This is a genomic window from Pseudomonas sp. IPO3778 (genome assembly GCF_013386825.1).
GTDB lineage: Bacteria > Pseudomonadota > Gammaproteobacteria > Pseudomonadales > Pseudomonadaceae > Aquipseudomonas.
Genome location: NZ_JACARC010000064.1, coordinates 17139 through 38175, shown reverse-complemented (window position 1 = coordinate 38175; position 21037 = coordinate 17139). Strand labels below are relative to the sequence as shown.

Genomic DNA, 21037 nt, shown 5'->3' with positions numbered 1-21037 from the left:
ATTGCCCCCAGCACCGTCACCAATGTCCTGCATCGTCACCGGCTGATTCAACCCACTCAGAAGGTGCAAGAAGCAACGCTGAGATTCGAGCACGCAGCGCCTAATGACCTTTGGCAGATGGACTTCAAAGGGCATTTCGCGACGCAACAAGGCCGATGCCATCCCCTGACCCTGCTGGACGACCATTCTCGATTCAGCCTGGCGATTCAAGCTTGTGATAACGAACGTGGGACCACGGTGAAAGAGAAAATGATCGAGGTTTTCCAGCGCTATGGTTTACCGGTTCGGATCAACGTCGATAACGGCGCGCCCTGGGGATCGCCGCGCAATCCAGGGGAGATTACGGAGCTGAGTATCTGGTTGGTTCGCCTGGGAATTCGGATAAGTTTCAGTCGCCCTTACCACCCTCAGACCAATGGGAAAATTGAGCGATTTCATCGTTCACTGAAGGCTGAAGTGCTAGATGGCCGTCATTTTTCCACACTAAGGGATGCTCAAACCTCGTTTGACCGATGGCGTGAGGTTTATAACCAGCAGCGACCTCATCAAGCCTTGGATTACAAGGTGCCGATGGATCGGTATCGGGCCAGTCCCTGGGCTTATCCGCAGCAACTGCCAGAGTTTGAATACGGACCGGACGACAAGCTGGCCAAGGCCTATCACAGCCGATTTCGCTTCCAGAACCGCTATTTCAGCATCGCCAAAGGCCTGGCTGGGCAGCACATTGCAATACGCCCCAAGCCTGAAGGTGAGGGGCTATTTGACGTCTACTTCTGCCATCACTTTTTGCGGACTATCGACGTGAACAAACCTGATTACGGGCCATAATGTGTCAACCATGTCCCCGCACATGTGTCCACCATGTGTCCGGTCCGTACAGGGCGTTTGCCAAAAGTGACCCGCTGTAAGAGCGGAACCATAGGCGGCCGTTACCGCAGCAACGGATATGTACCCCAATCACACCAACGACAAAGGCAACGGCAATTCATAAGACTTCTTGACCGTCCGCACCACCAACGTCGACGAATAAGTACGAATCGGAATATCCCGGTAAATATCTAAAAACCGATAGATATAATCCGTGTACTCCGTGGCATCCCGAAACTTCGCCACCATCACAAAATCAAACTCCCCGGTCAGCAGATAACAGTCCTGAATCTCCGGGTGATTCGCCAGGATATGCTGCATCTTGCGGTCAATGTCATTGCTGTCCCTATCAAGCTTTATCAAAAAGAACGCCGTGACCTGGATCCCAAGCTTACGCTCATCCAGCACCGCCACCTTCGCCTTGATAATCCCGACACTCTCCAGCCGCCTGATACGCCGGTAGCAACTGGTCGAAGACAGCCCGACACTGTCACTCAGCAACTCCAGACTCTGGCTGCAATCCCTTTGCAACTTCCCCAGAATTTTCAAATCCATGGCATCTGTCATTTTTTCCATATCTTCCTTGAAAAAACTGCAATGAATCCACCGTAAAACCCCGCCAATTTGCACAAATCCTGCGCAGCGGCGCACTACCATCAATCCAGCTTAGCAGCCCAGCCAAATCAGGCACCGGGGCGGCATGAGAGGGATCTTATGATAGTCGCGAAACCGACATGGGCCACGGATATCCACGGCCTCTTCAGCGCCCCTTACTGGATCCCCCCCGCACAACGCGCCGCCGTCGCCGCCTCCTGGGTAGGCTGCATGAACGCCTACTTCGTGTTCCTCGAAGACCCGGCCTCGGTCAAGACCTGGTCCGAAACCATCTACCAGCACCTGGCCTCCCGCAGTATGCCGCTGACCCTCGACCAGCAGCAGTTCTGGCCCATCGACGCCCTGGAAACCTTCAGGCTGTGGGTCAACCAGGGCTGGCGCCTGACCCCCAGTTCACCGTTCGATATCGCCGAGCGCATTCCCCCGCCCGACCTGCCCCACCCGGTCAAACGGGTGCGCCAGGACATCCGCGCCCTGAGCCTCGATCAACTGAACCTGTACCGCTCACGCCTGGATGACGTGATGCAGGTGGCCGACCCCGACAGCGGCTCGCCGTGGCAGCGCTACGCCTATATCCACACCAACTGGTGCCTGCATTACCAGGAAGCCTTTGCCCTGTGGCACCGCGCGTATCTGCTGTACCTGGAAGCGCTGATCGACTGCCCGATTCCCTACTGGGACTGGATGGCCGAAGACGCCAGTGTCGACGGCAGCCCCCAGGCCGGTTTGCCCCAGGCGTTTCTCGATGAAACCTACGTGCACCCGCACACCGGTGAAGTGCGGCCCAACCCGTTGCGTTACGCCGCCGCCAAGGACGGCACCTCGAAGGTGTGTGCCCGGGGCGCGGTCAATGGGGTGGATTGCCGCTTTGTGCAACGCAACCCGCTGTTCTACACCCAGGGCGAGCCCTTCCGGCAGGAACGCACCGCGTTGTACGCCATGAGCCGGATTTTCCAGCAGCAAGTGGTCGACGCACTGCAGTTCACCTCGTTCAGCCAGCCCCAGGGCGTGCCGGGTTATCCGTGGGCGAACATTCCGGTGTTTGACCCGCCGCAGAAAGACGACCTGTACCCCAACCGCGCGCTGAATTTCGACGGGCTCTACGAGCAGCCCCACGACAACTATCACGGCTGGATCGGCGGCGACATGGCCGACAACGCCTACACCGCCTTCGACCCGGTGTTCAGCTCCTACCACGCCAATATCGACCGGATGCTGGAGGTCTGGATCCGCGCCAACCCGGCGGCGCAGTACACCACCCAGTGCCTGCTCCAGCCGTTTGCCGGGAGCGAGGCCCGCACCGTCACGTTCACCAGCGCGGACGCCTGGCGCTACACCACCTTGGGTGACATGGCCCAGGACAGCCGGCATATCGGCTACGACTACGGCACGCCTGTGGCTCCGCAATTTGGCGCATCCAAGGCGGCGGCGAAAGCGTGCTGCCAACACAGTTCGACGCCCACCCCGGCGACGAACAACGCCGCAGGGCTTGGGCCGTGGGTGGTGTTCGACCATGTGCGCTGCACCCACGACACCTACCTGATCGACGTCTTCCTCAACCAGCCCGACGCCACGCCGCAGCAGGTGAGTGCCGACAATCCGCACTATGTGGGGCGCTTCAGTCGCATCGGCATGGGCCTGGTGGATGACAAGGGCCGCTGCATCACCCACGGCGTGTCCCGCGCGCTGAATGCCGCCCGCAACGCCAAGGTGCTGAAGCTCCTGCCCACCGATGCCACGCAGTTGTCCGTGGTGGTCACCCATCTCGATAGCGCCCGGGTGTTGACGCCGGATGAATACGCGCCGCTGCCAGGCTTTATCGCCCAACTGGTGTGGGATGACCCGCGCCAGGCCATTGCCGGCCCCGCCCCGGGCGCCGGTTGCTGCTCCGTTTCCACCACCCCACCACCTGGAGAACCGACATGAGCACACCCTTCAAACAATTCACCTCCCCCGCCGGGCAGGCCCCCAAGGACTACAACAAACTGGGCCTGGAAAACCAGTTGCCGCAGTTTGAAACCGACTGGAACAACGACCTCACCGGCTGGACCCAGTCTGCGATCATCGGCAACCCGTGGTCGGGCCTCAATGACGCGCCGCGCTCGGGCTATTACAACCCGTTGGTGGAAGGCTACGGCCCCACCACGCCGCCGGCGATCACCTGGGCGCCCTTCCCCAACCGGCTGTGGACGTTCTTCTACAACAATGGCACGGCGGTGATTCCGCAATTGGGCGGCAAGGCCATGACGCTGCAGCAGGTGATGGAGCTGACCGACAACGGCCAGATCACCCTCAACAACACCCTGTACACCCTCTACGATCCGAACAAGCAAGGTACCCTGCTGCAACTGCCCGTGACCCGCTGCCCGAGCATCGACTGGCAAGGCAAGTACAAGGATTTCTCGCCCTCGGGCCCGCGCGGCTGGCTGGACGAATACTGTGAGTGGTCCATCGTGCGCGATGCCAACGGCAACATGCGCAAGATCACCTTCACCTGCGAAAACCCGGCGTATTTCCTGGCCATGTGGCGCATTGATCCAAATGCCGTGCTGGGGCTGTACCGCGACTACATCGACCCCCAGGTGCAACTCGAAGACCTCTACCTGCGCTACACCGTCAACTGCCCGACGGGCAACGCCGGCGACCCGGTCATGGACCCCACCACCGGCCAGCCAGCCTATGACACGGTGAACAAATGGAACGCCGGCACCGCCTGCGTGCCCGGCCAATACGGCGGTGCGATGCACCTGACCTCCGGCCCCAACACCCTGAGTGCCGAGGTGTACCTGGCCGCGGCCGCGACCATCCTGCGGCCACTGAGCAGCAGCCAGAATTCCCAGGCGTTGATCTGCTGCGCGCAATACGGGCAGAACTACCGCAACTCCGACCCGCATATCGGTTTCTCGGCCAACAGCGTGGCGGTGAATAACCGGCTGTCCCTGACCAACCCCATCGGCCTGTACCTGCAACAACCCACCGACTTCTCGGCCTGGAAAGGCCCGCAAGGCCAGGACGTCAGCCAGTACTGGAAAATCACCCGGGGCGCCGCCAAATCCGCGGTCAACGGCTCCGACCAGATCCTGCAGGCGGTGTTTGAAGTGCCGGTCAGCGCCGGGTTCTCGATCAACGACATCACCATCAGCGGCCAGGCCATCGACTATGTGTGGGTGATTGCCCAGCAACTGCTGGTGGGGTTGAGCGTGACCACCACGCCCATCAGCCCGACGCCGGATTCCTGCCCGTGCGTGACCGATCGGGTCAACGGTGTGCAACCCTGGCCGGTACAACTGCTGCCGCTGGACCTGTTCTACGGGCAGTCACCCACCGACCTGCCGGCATGGCTGGCGCCGGGCACCAGCGGGCAGTTTGCCCTGGTGGTGCAAGGCGCCGACCTCAAGACCACCGCCGAGACGGCGCGGGTGCAGTTTTCCAATCCCGGCGTCACGGCGGTGGTCACGAAGTTCCTGCCCGATGCCTCGGCCATCCCCGGGCAGACCAACTCCGGCGGCACCCAGGGTTACCTGCTGACCATCACCGTAAGCCCCACCGCGGCACCCGGACTGGTGACAGTGCGCGCCCTCAACCCGGCCGAAGCCGCCAACCCGAGCGCGGCAGAGCACCCATGGGAGTCCGGATTGGCGCTGGTGCCTGGCGCCTGACCGATATGCACCCTCAGCCGCACCCGCCCAGGGTGCGGCTTACCTTCATGCAAGGAGCGCGATGATGTCCAGGTTACGCTTGAGTGTTTTATCGCTGCTGACCAGTGTGGTGCTGGGCCTGTTTGCCGTGCAGTCGGCCTATGCAACCCCCCAGTCCGATGCCGACGCCTGCGTCCAGCAACAGTTGGTGTTCAACCCTGCCAGCGGTGGATTCCTGCCGGTCAACAATTTCAACGCCACCGGCCAGAGCTTTATGAATTGTTTTGGCTGGCAGTTGTTCATTGCCCTGAACTGGCCGGTGAACCCCGGTTGGCCAGCCACCCCCGCCCTCGCCGGCGAGCCCGATATGCAAAGCACTCTGGCACAGTTCGGCGTGCCGCCCGCCTCCGGGCAGCCGATGAGCGTGGCGCCGGTGTGGGCCAGCTACAAGGACGCCAACGATATCTTCCTGCCCGGTGCGCCCGTGCCCAGCGGCTGGGGCGTGCAAACCCTGGTGCCGTCCAACTGCAGTACCCAGGGCAGCCTCAGGGCGATGTCGGTGGGTGCGCGCAAGTTCATGACCGCCACCTCCGAAAGCGCGATCAACGCGCGGCATGGTTTTCACCTGTCCAGCGGCACCCTGGCCTCGATTCCGGACCCGATCATGGAAGCCTCCGGCGGCTGGCTGACGGACCAGTCGCAGAACCTGGTGTTTTTTGAACGCAAGGTCGGCAAGGCCGAGTTTGACTACATCGTCAGCAAAGGGCTGTACGACGCCGCCAATCAGTTGAAGGTGGCGCAGAACCTCGACAACCAGAACCCGGGCGGGCTGTCCCTGCCCATCGGTGAACCCATGCGCTCGCTGCCGCCCAACCCGGTGCCACAGGAGCAACTGGGGGCCCTGGAGGTCAAGGCCGCCTGGCGGATCCTTACCGGCAAACCCGAGCTCTACGGGCGCTACCTGACCACCGTCGCCTGGCTCAAAAACCCCGCCACCTTGCAGTGCACCCAACAAGTGGTGGGGCTGGTGGGCCTGCACATCATCAATAAAACCCAAGCCTCGCCCAACTTCATCTGGACCACCTTCGAACAGGTGGACAACGTCCCGGAACCGGCTCAAGTGCCCGCGCAACAAACGCCGCCGGACGGCTTCGCGTTCAACAACCCGAACTGCGGCACCGGCCCCGAATGCACGCCGAACGTGGCGCGAATCCAGTGCAAACAGCAGCATCCCGATCGTGACTGCACCGAGCCGTTTCCACGGGACCAACCGGTGCAAACCACCCGGGAACATCCGCTGCCCACCGAACTGCAGGCCCTGAACGGCGCGGTACAGGCCAACTTCGCCCAGCAGAGCCAGGGCCAGTCGGTGTTCCAGTACTACAAGCTGATCAACGTGCTCTGGACCCTCACCCCCAACCCGCCCACGCAGCCGGAACCGGGCGTCAAGGCGCAGGTGCCGCTGTCCTACGGGCCGTTTATCAGCCAGGGCAATGTGCCCGTGGCCAACACCACCCTGGAGACCTACGTCCAGGGCGATAACTGCAACGCCTGTCACCAGTACGCGACCATCGCCGGCAGCGGCACCCTGGCCTCGGACTTTTCGTTCCTGTTCAACAGCGCCGACTCGGCCAGCAAGAAAAGCCTGGTCAAGCGGGTGAAGGCATTCGAGACCCTCAAGGACCAGCCCTGAAGCAGACGAAAAAAGGGGCGATCAATGATCGCCCCAATGCATCGAAACCACGCAATACCTCGGGTACTTCGGAGCCCCCCCCTGCGGCCTTGATTATCCCTTGTCCCCCCCCTGCGTACCCACCCGAAAAAAAGCCATTGTGTTATCGCAATAACGGATGTTATGTTTCTAACAGACATCAAAATCATGAAACCTGAGTAACATCAATGCCCGGCACTCGCGAAAACGTCATGGATAAAAACAGCTTCCAGCGCACGCTGGAACAGCAGTTCCCGACGCTGACGCCTACCGGCAAGCGCATCGCCACCTACCTGCTGGGCAACCTGCAGCAGCTACCGTTCGAAACCGCCGACAGCATCGCCCATCAAGCCGGCACCACCGGGATTTCGGTTGGGCGCTTTTTGCGCACCCTGGGTTATCGCAACCTCGATGACGTCAAACAAGACCTGCGTGGCGACCCCCAAGCGTCCTGGCTGATCACCGACCGCCTCGGCGCCTTTCGCCAGGAGAACGACCAGGAAGACGCCCTCGACCGTTCGCTCAACCGCGAGATCGAAGCGATCCAGCACGTCTACGGCCTGGCCCGCAGCCCCACGTTTGCCGAGATCGTGCAGCACATCGTGGACGCCGACGCCGTGTTCATCCTCGGTATCCAGTCCACCCGGGGCATCCTCAACGCCTTCCACAGTCACCTGGAATACATTCGCCCCAAGGTCTATTACGTCGATGGCCTGTCGGGGATCTATGCCGAGACCTTGAACTCCGGCTTTGAAAAACCCTACGCCATCACGGCGGACTTTCGCGCCTACTCCAGCATCACCCCTACATTCTGCGAGACCGCCAATGCCCAGGGTCTACCCTTGGCGCTGATCACCGATGTGCAATGCCCCTGGGCCCGTGACTACGACCTGGACCTGCTGCAACTGAAAACCGATGTGGGCCAGTTCTGGGACTCCATGGCGCCGCTGACGTGCCTGTTCAACCTGATGGTGTCTGCCGTCGCCGACCGCTACGGCGAGCGCCTGGATGCACGCCTGGCGAAAAACCGCGCCCTGCAACAGGCCTTCGGCCAGTTCGAATCCTGACCCGTTAAAGGAAATGCTTGAGTGAATACCAGCCCATTGGTAGAAATCGCCCCACCGGACTACCCGGTACAGGTCGACCTGATCTACGCCAGTGCCGACAACCTGGCAGGCACCGTGATCTACCGCAACGCCCGTTGCCTGCTGCACACCGAAGCCGCCGCCTGCCTGCGCAAGGCGAGCCTGCTGGCCCGCCAGGCCGGCATGACGCTGCTGATCTACGACGCCTATCGCCCCGCCTACGCCCAGCAACTGCTGTGGCAGGCGCTGCCCGATCCGGACTACGTGCGCGACCCGCGGCTGGGCTCGCACCACACCCGTGGCGTGGCCGTCGACCTGACGCTGCTGGATGAACACGGCACACCCCTGGACATGGGCACGGCCTTTGATGCCATGGAGCCCAAGTCCCATCAGTTCTACCCCGACCTGCCCCCGCAGGTGCAGCGCAACCGCCTGCTGCTGTTGGGGATCATGCTCGGTGCCGGCTTCAAGGCGATTGCCACCGAGTGGTGGCATTACGAATTGCCGGATGCCGAACTTTTCCCATTAATTGAGGAGTCCCACTGACCCCAGGACCGTACCATCACAATAATGAGCTGCACCCTTTAGCACCAACTGCCCGGTTATAGATTTCATAAAAAAAAACCAACCCGCTTTTTCCTCTAAATAATCAAGGAAACCGGCATGACCCCAAGCAACCGCAAGACCCTCGCACTCTCCCTGCTGTGCGCCGCCCTGAGCCTGGGCGCGTGGCAATCGGCAAGTGCCGCCGCCCCCAAAGACACACTGATGATCGGCAAGGCGGCCGACCCGCAAACCCTCGACCCGGCCGTGACCATCGACAATAACGATTGGGCGGTGACGTACCCGGCGTACCAGAAACTGGTGGCCTACAAAGTCGAAAACGGCAAGGGCAGCACCGACGTCAAGGGCGACCTGGCCGACAGCTGGACCACCTCGGCCGACGGCCTGGTGTGGGACTTCAAGCTCAAGCCCGGCAACAAGTTCGATGACGGCGCCGACGTCGACGCCAATGCGGTGAAGTTCTCCTTCGACCGTGTGATGCAGCTCAAGCAAGGCCCGTCCGGCGCGTTCCCGGATGACATGAAGGTCACGGTGGTCGACCCGATGACCGTGCGCTTCACCCTGACCAAACCCTATGCGCCCTTCCTCTACACCCTCGCCCACAACGGCGCCGGCATCATCAACCCGGACGTGGTGAAACAGGGTGACGTCAACGCCTACCTTTCCACCCACACTGCAGGCTCCGGTGCGTTTCGCCTGACCAACTGGCAGAAAGGCCAGAGCCTGACCCTGGAACCCAACACCTACTACGCCGGCCCCAAGCCTGCGTTGAACAAGGTGGTGATCAAGATCATCAGCGAAGCGTCGGTGCGCCGCCTGCAACTGGAACGGGGTGACCTGGACATCGCCGAAGACATGCCCCAGGACCAGCTCACCAACCTGGCGAAAAAGAAAGACGTGGTGATCAAGGAATTCCCGTCACTGCGGGTGACCTACCTGTACCTGAACAACCAGAAAGCCCCGCTGAACAACCAGAACGCCCGCCAGGCGATCGTTGATGCGGTGGACTACAAAGGCGTCGTCGACGGCATCCTCAAGGGCCAGGCCAAGTTGATGAATGGGCCGATTCCCGCCGGCATGTGGGCCAATGACCCGAGCCTGCCGCTGATGAAACAGGACCTGGACGGTGCCGGCGCGAACCTGAAGAAACTCCCGGAAAAAATCACCACCCTGAACTACATGTACTCCGACAAGGACCCGGACTGGGAATCCATCGGCCTGACCCTGCAAGCCAGCCTGGCGCCGCTGGGGATCAACCTGAAGATGGAAAAACTGGCCAACGCCACCATGCGCGAACGCCTGGGCAAGGGTGACTTCGACGTGTCGATCGGCTCGTGGGCGCCGGACTTCTCCGACCCCTACATGTACATGAACTTCTGGTTCGACTCCTCCCTGCAAGGGCTGCCGGGCAACCGCTCGTTCTACAGCAACCCGGTGGTGGACAAGCTGATCCGCGAGGCGGCGGCCAACAACGACACGGCCAAGCGCACCGAGCTGTACCAGGAAGCACAGAAGATCGTGCTCAAGGACAGCGTGTACGCCTACCTGTACCAGAAGAACTACACCCTGCCGATGCGTGATTCGGTGAAGGGTTATGTGTTCCATCCGATGCTGGAGCAGGTGTTTAACGTGGCTGAGATCAGTAAGTAAATACCGCTTGATCTCGATACCCCTGTAGGAGCGAGCTTGCTCGCGAAGAACCCGAGAGCACCGCGTTCATTCAGCATGAGCGCGCCATCATTGACGATCTTCGCGAGCAAGCTCGCTCCTACAGTGGAACGCTGCCCGTCCTGCTTTACCGAGGTACTCATGGCCTTCCTGAATATGTTGCGCAAACGCCTGTTCGGCCTGATTTTGGTCGTGGTCGGCGTTTCGCTGATTACCTTTTGCATCTCCCACCTGATCCCGGGTGACCCGGCGCGCCTGATTGCCGGTGACCGGGCCAGCGACGCCATCGTCGAGAATATCCGCCATCAACTGGGCCTCGACCTGCCGCTGTACCAGCAATACGGCCGCTACATGAGCGACCTGCTGCACGGCGACCTCGGCACCTCGATCCGCACCAGCCGCCCGGTGCTGGAAGACCTTAAAACCTTTTTCCCGGCGACCCTGGAACTGGCGGTGGCCGCCCTGCTGCTCTCGGTACTGGTGGGTGTACCGCTCGGCGTGCTGTCAGCGGTGTATCACAACCGCGCCATCGACCAGATCGCCCGAACGCTGGCGGTCACCGGTATTTCCACTCCGGCGTTCTGGCTCGGCCTGGGCTTGATCGTGTTGTTCTACGGCCAACTCGGCTGGCTGCCCGGCAGCGGCCGGCTGGATGAAGGCCTGGAACCTGCGCCCACGATCACCGGTTTCTACCTGATCGACTCGCTGCTGGCCGGCAATATCCCGCTGTTCCTGAATGCGCTGGAGCACCTGATCCTGCCCGCTGTCACCCTGGGTTTCGTCAACCTCGGCGTGGTCGCCCGGCAGATCCGCTCGGCGATGCTCGACCAGTTGGGCGAAGACTATATCCGCACCGCCCGCGCCTACGGTTTGTCGCGCTGGGCCGTCATCCTGCGCCACGCTTTGCCCAATGCGCTGATCCCGTCGATCACCGTGCTCGGCCTGACCCTGGGCGACCTGCTCTACGGCGCGGTACTCACCGAGACCGTATTTGCCTGGCCGGGCATGGGCGCCTATGTGGTGAAGTCGATCCAGTCCCTGGATTTCCCGGCGGTGATGGGCTTCGCGATCCTGGTGTCGTTTATTTATGTGCTGCTCAACATGCTGATCGACCTGCTCTACCGCGTGGTGGACCCGCGCATCGGCGAGGTAAATTGAGATGACCGCTCCCGTGACCATGCCCGTACCGGTGCCCCTGGAGCAGCGCCCCACCTGGCGCGCGCGTCTGGAATACCTGGGCTATCAAATACGCCGCAGCCCGCTGACCATTGCCGGCCTGACCATCACCCTGATCGTGCTGATCTGCATGGCGTTCGCCCCGTGGCTGGCCAGCCATGACCCCAACGCCCTGAACCTGGCCCAACGTCTCGCCGAGCCCTCGGCCGAACACTGGTTTGGCACCGATGAAGTCGGCCGCGACCTGTTCAGCCGGGTGCTGTACGGCAGCCGCCAGTCGGTGGGCGTCGGCCTGTTCGTGGCGTTTTCATCGTGCCTGGTGGGTGGGCTGCTGGGCTGCCTGTCGGGGATTATCGGCGGGCGGTTCGACAGCCTGATCATGCGCCTGATGGACATCATGCTGTCGGTGCCGTCCCTGGTGCTGATCATGGCCCTGGCCGCCGCCCTGGGCCCGAGCCTGTTCAACGCGATGCTGGCGATCACCGTGGTGCGCATTCCGTTCTACGTGCGCCTGGCCCGGGGCCAGGCCCTGAGCATCCGGCAGATGGGCTACGTCAAGGCGTCCCAGACCTTCGGTGCCGGGCGCTGGCACATCGTGTCATGGCACGTGGGCCGCAATGCGATGCCACCGTTGCTGGTGCAACTGAGCCTGGACATCGGCAGCGCGATCCTGATGGCCTCGGCCCTGGGCTTCATCGGCCTGGGGGCGCAACAGCCCACCGCCGAATGGGGCGCGATGGTTGCTACCGGGCGTAACTTCATTCTCGACAACTGGTGGTATTCGACCTTTCCGGGGCTGGCGATCCTGGTCACCGCCACCGGTTTCAACCTGCTGGGTGACGGTGTTCGTGACCTGCTCGACCCACGGCAACAGGGGAAATGACCATGTCCAGTCCGGCAGTCCTTGCCATCGATAACCTGAGCCTGGAGTTCCCGGCTTACCGTAACAATGTGCAGGCGCTCAACGGCGTGTCGTTGCACGTCAACCCCGGCGAAGTCGTCGGCGTGGTGGGTGAGTCCGGCTCCGGTAAATCCGTGACCGCGATGCTCAGCCTGCGCTTGCTGCCAGAGCGCAGTTACCGGATCACCGCCGGCAGTTTGCAGATGCTGGGCCGCGACATGCTGGCGGCCAGCGAGAAAGAGCTGTTGCAGATTCGCGGGCGTGATGCGGCGATGATTTTCCAGGAGCCGATGACCGCGTTGAACCCGACCCGGCGCATCGGCCGGCAGATGCTCGACGTGATCATCCACCACCAGCGCCTGAGCAAGGCCGACGCCCGCGCCAAGGCCGTCGCCCTGCTGCGGGACATGCACATCGCCGACCCCGAACAGGTGCTCGACAGCTACCCCTTCGAACTCTCCGGCGGCATGCGCCAGCGGGTGATGATCGCCCTGGCGTTTTCCTGCGACCCGCAGTTGCTGATCGCCGACGAACCCACCACCGCCCTCGACGTCACCGTGCAACGCCAGGTGTTGTTGCTGCTGCGGGAAAAAGCCCGGGAACGCGGCACCGCCATCTTGCTGATCACCCACGACATGGCCGTGGTCTCGCAGTTCTGCGACCGGGTGTACGTGATGTACACCGGCGCCGTGGTGGAAGAAGGCCCCACCGCCCAAGTGATGAGCGACCCGCGCCACCCCTACACCCAGGGCCTGCTCAGCGGCCTGCCGGAACAAGTCAAACCCGGTGACGACCTGCTGACCATTCCCGGCCAGGTACCCAACCTGGCCGCCCTGCCCTCAGGCTGCACCTTTCGCGAACGCTGCCCACAGGCCATGAGCCAATGCCTCGAGCGCCCGCGCCTGGATCTGATCAACCCTGTCGGCACCCGCAAAAGCGCGTGCTGGCTGACTGCCGGGGAGTCGGTGCAATGACAGTGTCCCAGGATTCACTGCTGGCCCTGCGGGATGTACGGGTCAAGTTCCCGGTAAAAACCGACTGGCTCGGCCGCCCGCGCGGTTACGCCCACGCCCTCAATGGCATCGACCTGCAAGTGCGCCGTGGGGAAACCCTGGGCATTGTCGGCGAGTCCGGCTGCGGCAAAAGCACCCTCGCCCAACTGCTGATGGGCCTGGTCAAACCCAGCGGCGGCGAAGTGGACTGGGTCTATGAAAGCGCCCGTGAACGGCATCGCCACGTGCAGATCGTGTTCCAGGACCCGCAATCGTCCCTCGACCCGCGCCTGCCCATCTGGAAAATCATCACCGAACCGCTGTTCGCCCTCGGCGACACCCCCAAGAGCGAAATGCGCACCATCGCCGCCAAGGTCGCCGCCCAAGTGGGTATCCGCGCCGAATACCTGGACCGCTACCCGCACCAGTTTTCCGGTGGCCAGCGCCAACGCATCGCCATCGCCCGCGCACTCGCCTCCAACCCGAGCATCCTGGTGCTGGACGAACCCACCTCGGCGCTGGACATCTCGGTGCAGGCGCAAATCCTCAACCTGCTGGCCGAGTTGCAGCGCCGGCTGGGGCTGACCTACATCCTGATCTCCCACAACGTGTCGGTGGTGCGGCACATGGCCGACCGGGTGGCGGTGATGTACCTGGGGCAGATTGTGGAACTGGGGTGTGCCGAGCAGGTGCTGGAACAGCCGAAGCATCCGTATACCCAGCTGTTGCTGGAGGCCGTGCCCAAACTGGGGGTGGCGCTGGATGATGCGTATGTCAGCGCGCCGACGGAGTTGCCGGGAAACCGGGTGTTGCCGGGCGGGTGTTTTTTCCTGGACCGCTGCCCGCGGCGTACCCAAGGGTGTGAGCGACCGCAGCGGTTGACGGGGGGGATGAGTCAGCAGGTGCGGTGTCACCTGGAACATCCGTGATTGCCGTTTAACACAATTTTCATATTGCCCTGGCTATGATCCGCCCCCTCGTTGGGGAGTAGCCTGCTTCGGATTCTCGAAGCGTTCGTATCAACATTCTCGGCAACATGCCGTGGTGCGAACACCATTTTGGTTGGTGAGACCAGCGACACATCCATGCCTAACGTCGGGCGTGTGGTTGTGTCGTTGACTCATATAGCCCGACTGGAAGCCTTACCGTGAACCCCATTTCCCTCATTCTTCTCGCCCTTGCCATGTCCACGGACGCCTTTGCGGCGGCCATCGGCAAAGGTTCCAGCCTGCACAAACCCCGTTTGACCGAAGCCCTGCGGGCCGGCCTGATCTTTGGTGTGATTGAAGCAATCACGCCGATTATCGGCTGGGCCATCGGCCAGGCCGCCACCCGCTGGGTGGAACAGTGGGACCACTGGATCGCCTTCACCCTGCTCGTCGCCCTGGGCCTGCACATGATCTACAACGGCTTGAAGGCCGATGACCCAGAGGAAGAGAAACCGAGCCAGCACTCGTTCATGATCCTTGCCGTGACGGCGTTTGCCACCAGCATTGATGCCCTGGCCGTGGGCGTGGGCCTGGCGTTTGTGGACGTGAATATCCTGGTGGCCGCGGCGGCGATCGGTGTGGCGACGATGACCATGGTGACTATCGGCATGATGCTCGGCCGGGTGCTGGGCACGGTGGTGGGCAAGCGCGCCGAGATGGTCGGCGGCGTGGTGCTGATGCTGGTGGGTGCGACGATTTTGTATGAGCACCTGTCGGCCTAAAACGCTGTATTTGTAGGAGCGAGCTTGCTCGCGAAGAACTCAAGGGCACCGCGCCGAATCAGACTGGGCGCGTTATCGTTGACGATCTTCGCGAGCAAGCTCGCTCCTACAGTGGCCGTGATCAGGCCGCGTGTTTTTCTTTCTTCAAGCTCTCGATATCGATCACAAACCGGTACTTCACATCGCCCTTGAGCATGCGCTCGTAGGCTTCATTGATGTGCTGGATGTCGATCATCTCGATGTCCGAGACAATCCCGTGTTTGGCACAGAAATCCAGCATGTCCTGGGTTTCCTGGATGCCACCAATCAATGACCCGGCCAGGCTGCGGCGCTTGAAGATCAGGTTGAACACGGTCGGCGACGGGTGCGGGCTGTCCGGGGCGCCCACCAGGGTCATGGTGCCGTCGCGCTTGAGCAGGTTGAGGAACGCATCGAGGTTGTGGGACGCCGCCACGGTGTTGAGGATGAAGTCCAGGGAGTTGGCGACCTTGGCCATTTCATCCGGGTTCTTCGACACCACCACTTCATCGGCGCCCAGGCGCAAACCGTCTTCGCGCTTGTTCGGCGAGGTGGTGAACAGCACCACGTAGGCGCCCATGGCGTGGGCGATTTTCACCGCCATATGGCCCAGGCCACCCAGGCCGACGACGCCGACGCGCTTGCCCGGCCCGACGTTCCAGTGGTGCAGCGGTGAATAGGTGGTAATCCCCGCACACAGCAGCGGCGCGACGGCCGCCAGGTTGCTCTCGTCGTGGGAGATGCGCAGGACGAACTTCTCCTTGACCACAATATTGTCCGAGTAGCCGCCAAAGGTGTTTTCGCCGCCAAACGCCGGGCCGTTGTAGGTGCCGGTGAAACCGTTCTCGCAGTACTGCTCCTCGCCCTCGGCGCAGGATTCGCATGCCTGGCAGCTGTCGACCATGCAGCCGACGCCGGCCAGGTCACCTACCTTGAATTTGCTCACGTTGGCGCCCACTGCGGTCACCCGGCCGACGATTTCATGGCCCGGCACCGACGGGTACAGGGTGTTCTTCCATTCGTTGCGCACGGTGTGCAGGTCCGAGTGGCAGACGCCGCAATAGAGGATGTCCATCTGCACGTCATCGGCCCCGGGGGCGCGGCGTTCAAATGTGAAGGGCTTGAGTGAATCCTTGGAGTCACGAGCGGCGTAGCTGTAAGTCTTGGCCATTTCGTTCACCTGTTTGTTCAAACGTTGAAGTCAGTTGATCAGCATAGAGGCTGAATCGTTCAATCGAGCACAGGCATACAAGTACCTCATCCGATTCTGCGCCTATAGTCTTTGCTGCCCTCTCACCCAAGGAGTATTGCCATGAGCACTCTACGCACACACGACGGTACCGAGCTCTACTACAAGGACTGGGGCACCGGCAAACCGGTGCTGTTCAGCCACGGCTGGCCGCTGGACGCCGACATGTGGGAATACCAGATGGAGTACCTGAGCAGCCGCGGCTACCGCACCATCGCGTTCGACCGCCGTGGTTTTGGCCGCTCGGATCAGCCCTGGACCGGCAACGACTACAACACCTTCGCCGACGATATCGCCGAACTGATCAACCACCTGGACCTGCACGACGTGACCCTGGTGGGCTTTTCCATGGGCGGTGGCGACGTGGCCCGCTATATCGCACGCCACGGCAGCGCCCGCGTGGCCGGCCTGGTGTTGCTGGGGGCGGTAACGCCGCTGTTCGGCCAGAAAGCCGACTACCCGCAGGGTGTTCCCACCGAGGCGTTCGACGGCATCAAGGCCGGGCTGCTCAAGGACCGCGCCCAATTCATCTCCGACTTCAACACCCCGTTCTTCGGCATCAACAAGGGCCAGAAAGTCTCCGACGGTGTACTGACCCAGACCTTGCAGGTCGCCCTGCTTGCCTCGCTCAAGTCCACCGTGGACTGCGTCACCGCCTTCTCGGAAACCGACTTCCGCCCGGACATGGCGACCATCGACGTGCCGACCCTGGTGATTCACGGTGACGGCGACCAGATCGTACCGTTCGAGACCACCGGCAAGGTGGCGGCCGAGATGATCAAGGGCGCCGAGCTGAAGGTGTACAAGGATGCGCCACACGGCTTTGCGGTGACCCACGCGCAAGCGTTGAACGAGGACCTGCTGGCATTCCTGAAGCGCTGACGCAACGGAACCACCCGCTCCTTACATTGGCCGGGCGTGCGCGCAATGCCGGGCGCTCGCTTGCCAGGGTGTGTTGACCTATTCCTCCATGCCGGCAAATGCCGCCACGATTTCATCGATCACCACCCGCACCCGCGCGGTATGGCGCAAGTCGGCATGGGTCACCAGCCACACGTCATACGGCAAGGGCCGGGTGCGCCCCGGCCACAGGCGCACCAGGCCGTCCCGCTCACCGCTGTACACCGTGATTTCGCCGATACCCAGGCCGGCGGCGATGGAACGGCGCACCAACAGGCTGGAACTCAATTCCGCAACCACCCGCCCACGGCCCAAGGGTTCGCCGACCAGGGTCATGTCTTTCTGGCTTTGCAAGTACGGCTGGTACACCACCAGGTCATGCCCCTCAAACAGGCTGCCCGGTTCAGGCACGCCGTGGCGGTCGATATAGCCGCGGGAGGCAAACAGCTCCAGCGGCCAACGGGCTATGCGGCGGGCGATCAGGTCCGGGTTGTCGGGGCGGGTGTTGCGCACCGCGATGTCAGCCTCGCGCTTGGCCAGGCTGAGGATCTGGGTGGAGGCATCCAACTGCACGCGCACCTCGGGATGCTTGTCATGCAAGCTGGCGATGGCCGGGATCAGGAAGTCGATGGCCATCGAATCGGTGGTGCTGACCCGTACGGTGCCCGTCAATCGGTCATCCAGGCCTTGAACCTGGCGTTGCAAATCGAGGGCCGAACGTTCCATTTTTTCCACCGACTGCAACGCGGCTTCGCCGACGGCCGTCAGTGCATAACCCTCGGAGGTACGCAGGAACAGGGTGGCACTCAGGGACTTCTCCAGGGCATTGATCCGCCTTCCCACCGTGGCCTGGTCCACCCCCAACACTCGCGCGGCGCCGCGCAGTGTGGACTCGCGGCACACGGCCAGAAACACGCGGGCATCATCCCAATTCATCAGGCCCTCCATGATGCATATCTGCATCAGCACAGTGAGTAATCGCAGCATTATTGCATCAAGATCCTTCGGTATGCTGGACGCCAGAGAAAATACCCAGGACCGCCACCATGCCCGATACCCACACACCGCCCCGCCGCTCAATGTGGCCGCCGATCTTCGCGGGCTTGTGTGCGAGCCTGGTGAGCATCGGCCTGGCACGATTCGCCTATACACCGCTGGTCCCCTCGTTGATTCAGGCGCATTGGTTCTCCGCCAGCGACGTGGTGTACCTCGGTGCCGCCAACCTGGTGGGTTACCTGATCGGTGCGCTGATGGGCCGCCCCATTGCCCAGCGTCTCGGCAACCAGACCAGCCTGCGCCTGATGATGGTGCTCGTGACCCTGGCATTCTTTGCCTGTGGCTTCCCCCTGTCAGTCTTCTGGTTCTTCGCCTGGCGCCTGCTGTCGGGGATTGCCGGTGGCGCGATCATGGTGCTGGTAGCGGCGACCGTGTTACCCCACGTGCCGGCAGCACGCCGGGGCCTGGCCAGCGGTGCAATTTTTCTGGGCATCGGTCTTGGGGTCGCAGGCTCTGGGACCATCGTGCCGCCGCTGCTCAGCCTGGGCCTGCAGCAAACCTGGATCGGCCTGGGCCTGTTATCCTTGGGGTTGACGACGGCCAGCTGGTTCGGCTGGCCCGCCGATGCATCGCACACCGCCGTCGAACAGAGCCCTTCAGCGGTGATTCCGCGCAGTGTGAACCTGCTGTTTGCCCAATATGGCCTGATGGCGGCCGGGCTGGTGCCCGCCATGATGTTCCTGGCGGACTATGTCGCCCGCGGCCTCGGCGACGGCGCGCACGTGGGGGCAATGATCTGGGTGATGTATGGCCTGGGTGCGATTGTCGGCCCGGTCAGCTATGGCTTCCTGGCGGATCAGCTGGGGGCCAAAGTGACGATTCGGCTGGTGCTGGCCATGCAGGCCTGCGCCGCCGCGTTGCTCTCGGTCGCCAGCTCCTTCACCGCCCTGGCCGTGCTCGCGGTGATCATCGGCGCCTTCGCCCCCGGCTCTGTGCCCCTGGCGTTGGCACGGGTGCGCGAGCTGGTGCCCAACCACCACCTGCAACAACTCGCCTGGAGCCGTGCGACGGTTTCGTTCGCGGCATTCCAGGCCATTGCGGGCTTTGCCTACTCGGCCTTGTTTAACGCGAGCGGTGGCCACCACGCGCTGCTGTTCATGGTTGCCACCGGGGTGATTGTCATCGCCCTGTTGCTGGAACCCCTGACACGTTTATTGAACCGTCTCCCCTCTTCCCATGCCCAAACGTGCAGCCCTACTGCATAAAGGAACCGATGATGAACATGCCCCACGAAATGACCCTGATCGAAATCACCACCCCCGGTGGCCCCGAAGTACTGCAACCGCGCCAGCAGCCCCTGCCTGAAGTCGGCCCCGGCGACGTGCTGATCCGCGTGCACGCCGCCGGGGTCAACCGCCCGGACGCCCTGCAGCGGGCCGGCACCTACCCGATGAAACCCGGCATGAATCCGTTCCCGGGGCTGGAAGTGGCGGGTGTGGTGGTGGCACTGGGCGAAGGCGTCAGCGAATACGCGTTGGGCGACAGGGTGTGCGCCCTGACCAATGGCGGCGGTTATGCGCAGTATTGCGCGGTGCCGGCCAGCCAGACCTTGCCGGTGCCCGACGGCATGGAGTGGATCCAGGCGGCGGCGATCCCGGAAACCTTTTTCACCGTGTGGGCCAACCTGTTTGGCCTCGGTGGCGCACACAAAGACCAGCGTGTACTGATCCATGGCGGCACCAGCGGCATCGGCACCACCGCACTGATGCTCTGCCGCGAGTTCGGTATCGAGGCCTTCGCCACGGCCGGCAGCGCCGATAAGTGCGCGGTCATCCGCGAGCTGGGGGCCGAAGCGATCAACTACCGGGAACAGGATTTTGCCCAGGTCATCGCTGAAAAAACCGCGGGCCAGGGCGTCGACGTCATTCTCGACATCATGGGTGGCTCCTACCTGAACAACAACATCAGCGCCCTGGCCATGGAAGGTCGGCTGGTGATGCTCGGCTTCCTGGGCGGTGCCCGCGCCAAGGACATCGACCTGCTGGCGATCCTCGGCAAACGCGCGATGGTCACCGGCTCATTGCTGCGCCCACGCACCCGGGAAGAAAAAGCCGCGATTGCCGCGCAACTGCGCGAACACGTGTGGCCAGTGCTGTCGGCCGGGCGTTGCCTGCCAATGATCGACAAGGTGTACGCCTACACCGACGCCGCCCAGGCCCATGCACGCATGGAGGGTGGTGATCATATCGGCAAGATTGTGTTGCGGGTGGATTGATAAACAGGGAGAAAAACGGTTTATAACGTCACCGGCGGTCCTCAGTCGCCAAGCCGTCAACACCGCCCGACGCGCCCGCCTCGCCGGGCGGTGAATCGCCCCGCTGGACGCGTCGCACGCTCGTATGAATCAGCAGTTTGTTCTTCATGAACCAACCTTTGCCCGGCCAGGTAAACAGCAGCCACACGGCAAAAAACTGTAAAAGTGTCTGGAGGCTAAGGATCATGCCGATCAACGGTGAACGCACGATCTGACCAGGAATACTTGAAAGGGTCGATATGGATCCGGCCACAATCATTATCGTAAAAATGATTCGCGCCCAGTTCCGGCCCTTGTAAACGTTGTAGAGAAGAATCAGCGGAAAAATCGATACCAGCAACGCCACCACAAACGCCATCCCGAGGGTGAGCCCTTGCATCTCCAGGCGGGGCAAGTCCATCAGGATCGATACAATCCCGAGTGCAAAACTAAGCAACACGCACTGAATGGCACGTTTTACTTCAATGGGTTTTTCCATGGCATTTACGTTCCTTGTAAGAGGCAGGTCTAAGTGCAGGCCTTAGGCCATAAAGCTAGTAATTAGCCATCATTCTGTCCAGTTTTCGCGTGCACATTACGCAGGCAGGCCTCCCCCTTCGCGAACAACCACGCGGAGAACGCCCGCTGCTCGT

At 62.2% G+C, this 21037-nt stretch carries 19 protein-coding genes and 1 riboswitch; of the genes, 15 read left to right on the top strand and 4 right to left on the bottom strand.

What is annotated here, in order from left to right:
- A partial coding sequence (locus HX855_RS28175; RefSeq protein WP_178948039.1) for an integrase core domain-containing protein occupies positions 1–828 on the top strand: 828 nt, incomplete at its 5' end.
- A gap of 129 nt (positions 829–957) precedes the next feature.
- Here the strand turns inward: HX855_RS28175 and HX855_RS28170 are convergent.
- On the bottom strand, positions 958–1422 hold the full coding sequence (locus tag HX855_RS28170; RefSeq protein ID WP_256353109.1) for an Lrp/AsnC family transcriptional regulator: 465 nt from the start codon (positions 1420–1422) through the stop codon (positions 958–960).
- Positions 1423–1581: 159 nt separating this feature from the next.
- On the opposite strand from HX855_RS28170, the gene HX855_RS28165 reads away from it, so the two are divergent.
- From HX855_RS28165 to mntP, 11 genes are all read left to right on the top strand, one after another.
- The gene (locus tag HX855_RS28165; protein ID WP_177090333.1) at positions 1582–3408 is read left to right on the top strand and encodes a tyrosinase family protein; all 1827 of its coding nucleotides are present in this window, start codon (positions 1582–1584) and stop codon (positions 3406–3408) included.
- The gene (locus HX855_RS28160; protein WP_177090335.1) at positions 3405–5141 is read left to right on the top strand and encodes a hypothetical protein; all 1737 of its coding nucleotides are present in this window, start codon (positions 3405–3407) and stop codon (positions 5139–5141) included. The genes HX855_RS28165 and HX855_RS28160 overlap by 4 nt, the downstream gene beginning before the upstream one ends.
- 64 nt (positions 5142–5205) lie before the next feature.
- Positions 5206–6813 carry a hypothetical protein gene (locus HX855_RS28155; protein ID WP_177090337.1) on the top strand — a complete coding sequence of 536 codons (1608 nt, stop codon included), beginning with the start codon at positions 5206–5208 and terminating at the stop codon, positions 6811–6813.
- A gap of 230 nt (positions 6814–7043) precedes the next feature.
- Complete coding sequence (locus HX855_RS28150; protein ID WP_177090391.1) at positions 7044–7898, top strand: MurR/RpiR family transcriptional regulator; 855 nt, start codon at positions 7044–7046, stop codon at positions 7896–7898.
- 21 nt (positions 7899–7919) lie between these two features.
- Entirely contained in the window at positions 7920–8462 is a 543-nt protein-coding gene (ddpX, locus tag HX855_RS28145; protein ID WP_177090339.1) for a D-alanyl-D-alanine dipeptidase, read from the top strand.
- Between the two features lie 117 nt (positions 8463–8579).
- The gene (locus HX855_RS28140) at positions 8580–10130 is read left to right on the top strand and encodes an ABC transporter substrate-binding protein (RefSeq protein ID WP_177090340.1); all 1551 of its coding nucleotides are present in this window, start codon (positions 8580–8582) and stop codon (positions 10128–10130) included.
- A gap of 159 nt (positions 10131–10289) precedes the next feature.
- Positions 10290–11306: an ABC transporter permease gene (locus HX855_RS28135; protein WP_177090343.1), complete on the top strand. Its 1017-nt coding sequence runs from the start codon at positions 10290–10292 to the stop codon at positions 11304–11306.
- 1 nt (position 11307) lies between these two features.
- Complete coding sequence (ddpC, locus tag HX855_RS28130; RefSeq protein ID WP_010173497.1) at positions 11308–12207, top strand: D,D-dipeptide ABC transporter permease; 900 nt, start codon at positions 11308–11310, stop codon at positions 12205–12207.
- Entirely contained in the window at positions 12204–13199 is a 996-nt protein-coding gene (locus tag HX855_RS28125) for an ABC transporter ATP-binding protein (RefSeq protein ID WP_177090345.1), read from the top strand. The genes ddpC and HX855_RS28125 overlap by 4 nt, the downstream gene beginning before the upstream one ends.
- Positions 13196–14146: an oligopeptide/dipeptide ABC transporter ATP-binding protein gene (locus tag HX855_RS28120; protein ID WP_177090347.1), complete on the top strand. Its 951-nt coding sequence runs from the start codon at positions 13196–13198 to the stop codon at positions 14144–14146. Before HX855_RS28125 ends, HX855_RS28120 begins: the two co-directional genes overlap by 4 nt.
- Before the next feature lie 41 nt (positions 14147–14187).
- Positions 14188–14354: riboswitch (yybP-ykoY riboswitch) on the top strand.
- 10 nt (positions 14355–14364) lie between these two features.
- Entirely contained in the window at positions 14365–14928 is a 564-nt protein-coding gene (mntP, locus tag HX855_RS28115; RefSeq protein ID WP_177090349.1) for a manganese efflux pump MntP, read from the top strand.
- A gap of 121 nt (positions 14929–15049) precedes the next feature.
- Here the strand turns inward: mntP and HX855_RS28110 are convergent, their stop codons facing one another.
- Positions 15050–16117, bottom strand: coding sequence for an NAD(P)-dependent alcohol dehydrogenase (locus tag HX855_RS28110; protein ID WP_177090351.1), 1068 nt, complete (start codon positions 16115–16117; stop codon positions 15050–15052).
- A 141-nt stretch (positions 16118–16258) separates the two neighbouring features.
- Here HX855_RS28110 and HX855_RS28105 point away from each other — a divergent pair, with 141 nt between their 5' ends.
- Positions 16259–17077, top strand: coding sequence for an alpha/beta fold hydrolase (locus HX855_RS28105; RefSeq protein ID WP_177090353.1), 819 nt, complete (start codon positions 16259–16261; stop codon positions 17075–17077).
- A 78-nt stretch (positions 17078–17155) separates the two neighbouring features.
- On the opposite strand, the gene HX855_RS28100 is transcribed toward HX855_RS28105, so the two are convergent.
- The gene (locus HX855_RS28100) at positions 17156–18031 is read right to left on the bottom strand and encodes a LysR family transcriptional regulator (protein ID WP_177090355.1); all 876 of its coding nucleotides are present in this window, start codon (positions 18029–18031) and stop codon (positions 17156–17158) included.
- Positions 18032–18141: 110 nt separating this feature from the next.
- On the opposite strand from HX855_RS28100, the gene HX855_RS28095 reads away from it, so the two are divergent.
- Entirely contained in the window at positions 18142–19356 is a 1215-nt protein-coding gene (locus HX855_RS28095) for a YbfB/YjiJ family MFS transporter (protein ID WP_177090357.1), read from the top strand.
- Between the two features lie 11 nt (positions 19357–19367).
- Entirely contained in the window at positions 19368–20366 is a 999-nt protein-coding gene (locus tag HX855_RS28090) for an NAD(P)H-quinone oxidoreductase (RefSeq protein ID WP_177090359.1), read from the top strand.
- 28 nt (positions 20367–20394) lie between these two features.
- On the opposite strand, the gene HX855_RS28085 is transcribed toward HX855_RS28090, so the two are convergent.
- On the bottom strand, positions 20395–20883 hold the full coding sequence (locus tag HX855_RS28085; RefSeq protein ID WP_177090361.1) for a hypothetical protein: 489 nt from the start codon (positions 20881–20883) through the stop codon (positions 20395–20397).
- Between the last annotated feature and the right edge of the window lie 154 nt (positions 20884–21037).

What these genes read in the sequence shown, in the direction of transcription:
- HX855_RS28095 (WP_177090357.1), top strand. Translation starts at nt 18,142, where the DNA reads ATGCCCGATACCCACACACCGCCCCGCCGCTCAATGTGGCCGCCGATC.
- HX855_RS28110 (WP_177090351.1), bottom strand. Translation starts at nt 16,117, where the DNA reads ATGGCCAAGACTTACAGCTACGCCGCTCGTGACTCCAAGGATTCACTC.
- HX855_RS28140 (WP_177090340.1), top strand. Translation starts at nt 8,580, where the DNA reads ATGACCCCAAGCAACCGCAAGACCCTCGCACTCTCCCTGCTGTGCGCC.
- HX855_RS28100 (WP_177090355.1), bottom strand. Translation starts at nt 18,031, where the DNA reads ATGAATTGGGATGATGCCCGCGTGTTTCTGGCCGTGTGCCGCGAGTCC.
- HX855_RS28160 (WP_177090335.1), top strand. Translation starts at nt 3,405, where the DNA reads ATGAGCACACCCTTCAAACAATTCACCTCCCCCGCCGGGCAGGCCCCC.
- HX855_RS28165 (WP_177090333.1), top strand. Translation starts at nt 1,582, where the DNA reads ATGATAGTCGCGAAACCGACATGGGCCACGGATATCCACGGCCTCTTC.
- HX855_RS28135 (WP_177090343.1), top strand. Translation starts at nt 10,290, where the DNA reads ATGGCCTTCCTGAATATGTTGCGCAAACGCCTGTTCGGCCTGATTTTG.
- HX855_RS28105 (WP_177090353.1), top strand. Translation starts at nt 16,259, where the DNA reads ATGAGCACTCTACGCACACACGACGGTACCGAGCTCTACTACAAGGAC.
- HX855_RS28120 (WP_177090347.1), top strand. Translation starts at nt 13,196, where the DNA reads ATGACAGTGTCCCAGGATTCACTGCTGGCCCTGCGGGATGTACGGGTC.
- HX855_RS28125 (WP_177090345.1), top strand. Translation starts at nt 12,204, where the DNA reads ATGACCATGTCCAGTCCGGCAGTCCTTGCCATCGATAACCTGAGCCTG.
- HX855_RS28170 (WP_256353109.1), bottom strand. Translation starts at nt 1,422, where the DNA reads ATGGATTTGAAAATTCTGGGGAAGTTGCAAAGGGATTGCAGCCAGAGT.
- ddpC (WP_010173497.1), top strand. Translation starts at nt 11,308, where the DNA reads ATGACCGCTCCCGTGACCATGCCCGTACCGGTGCCCCTGGAGCAGCGC.
- HX855_RS28090 (WP_177090359.1), top strand. Translation starts at nt 19,368, where the DNA reads ATGAACATGCCCCACGAAATGACCCTGATCGAAATCACCACCCCCGGT.
- HX855_RS28150 (WP_177090391.1), top strand. Translation starts at nt 7,044, where the DNA reads ATGGATAAAAACAGCTTCCAGCGCACGCTGGAACAGCAGTTCCCGACG.
- HX855_RS28085 (WP_177090361.1), bottom strand. Translation starts at nt 20,883, where the DNA reads ATGGAAAAACCCATTGAAGTAAAACGTGCCATTCAGTGCGTGTTGCTT.
- HX855_RS28155 (WP_177090337.1), top strand. Translation starts at nt 5,206, where the DNA reads ATGTCCAGGTTACGCTTGAGTGTTTTATCGCTGCTGACCAGTGTGGTG.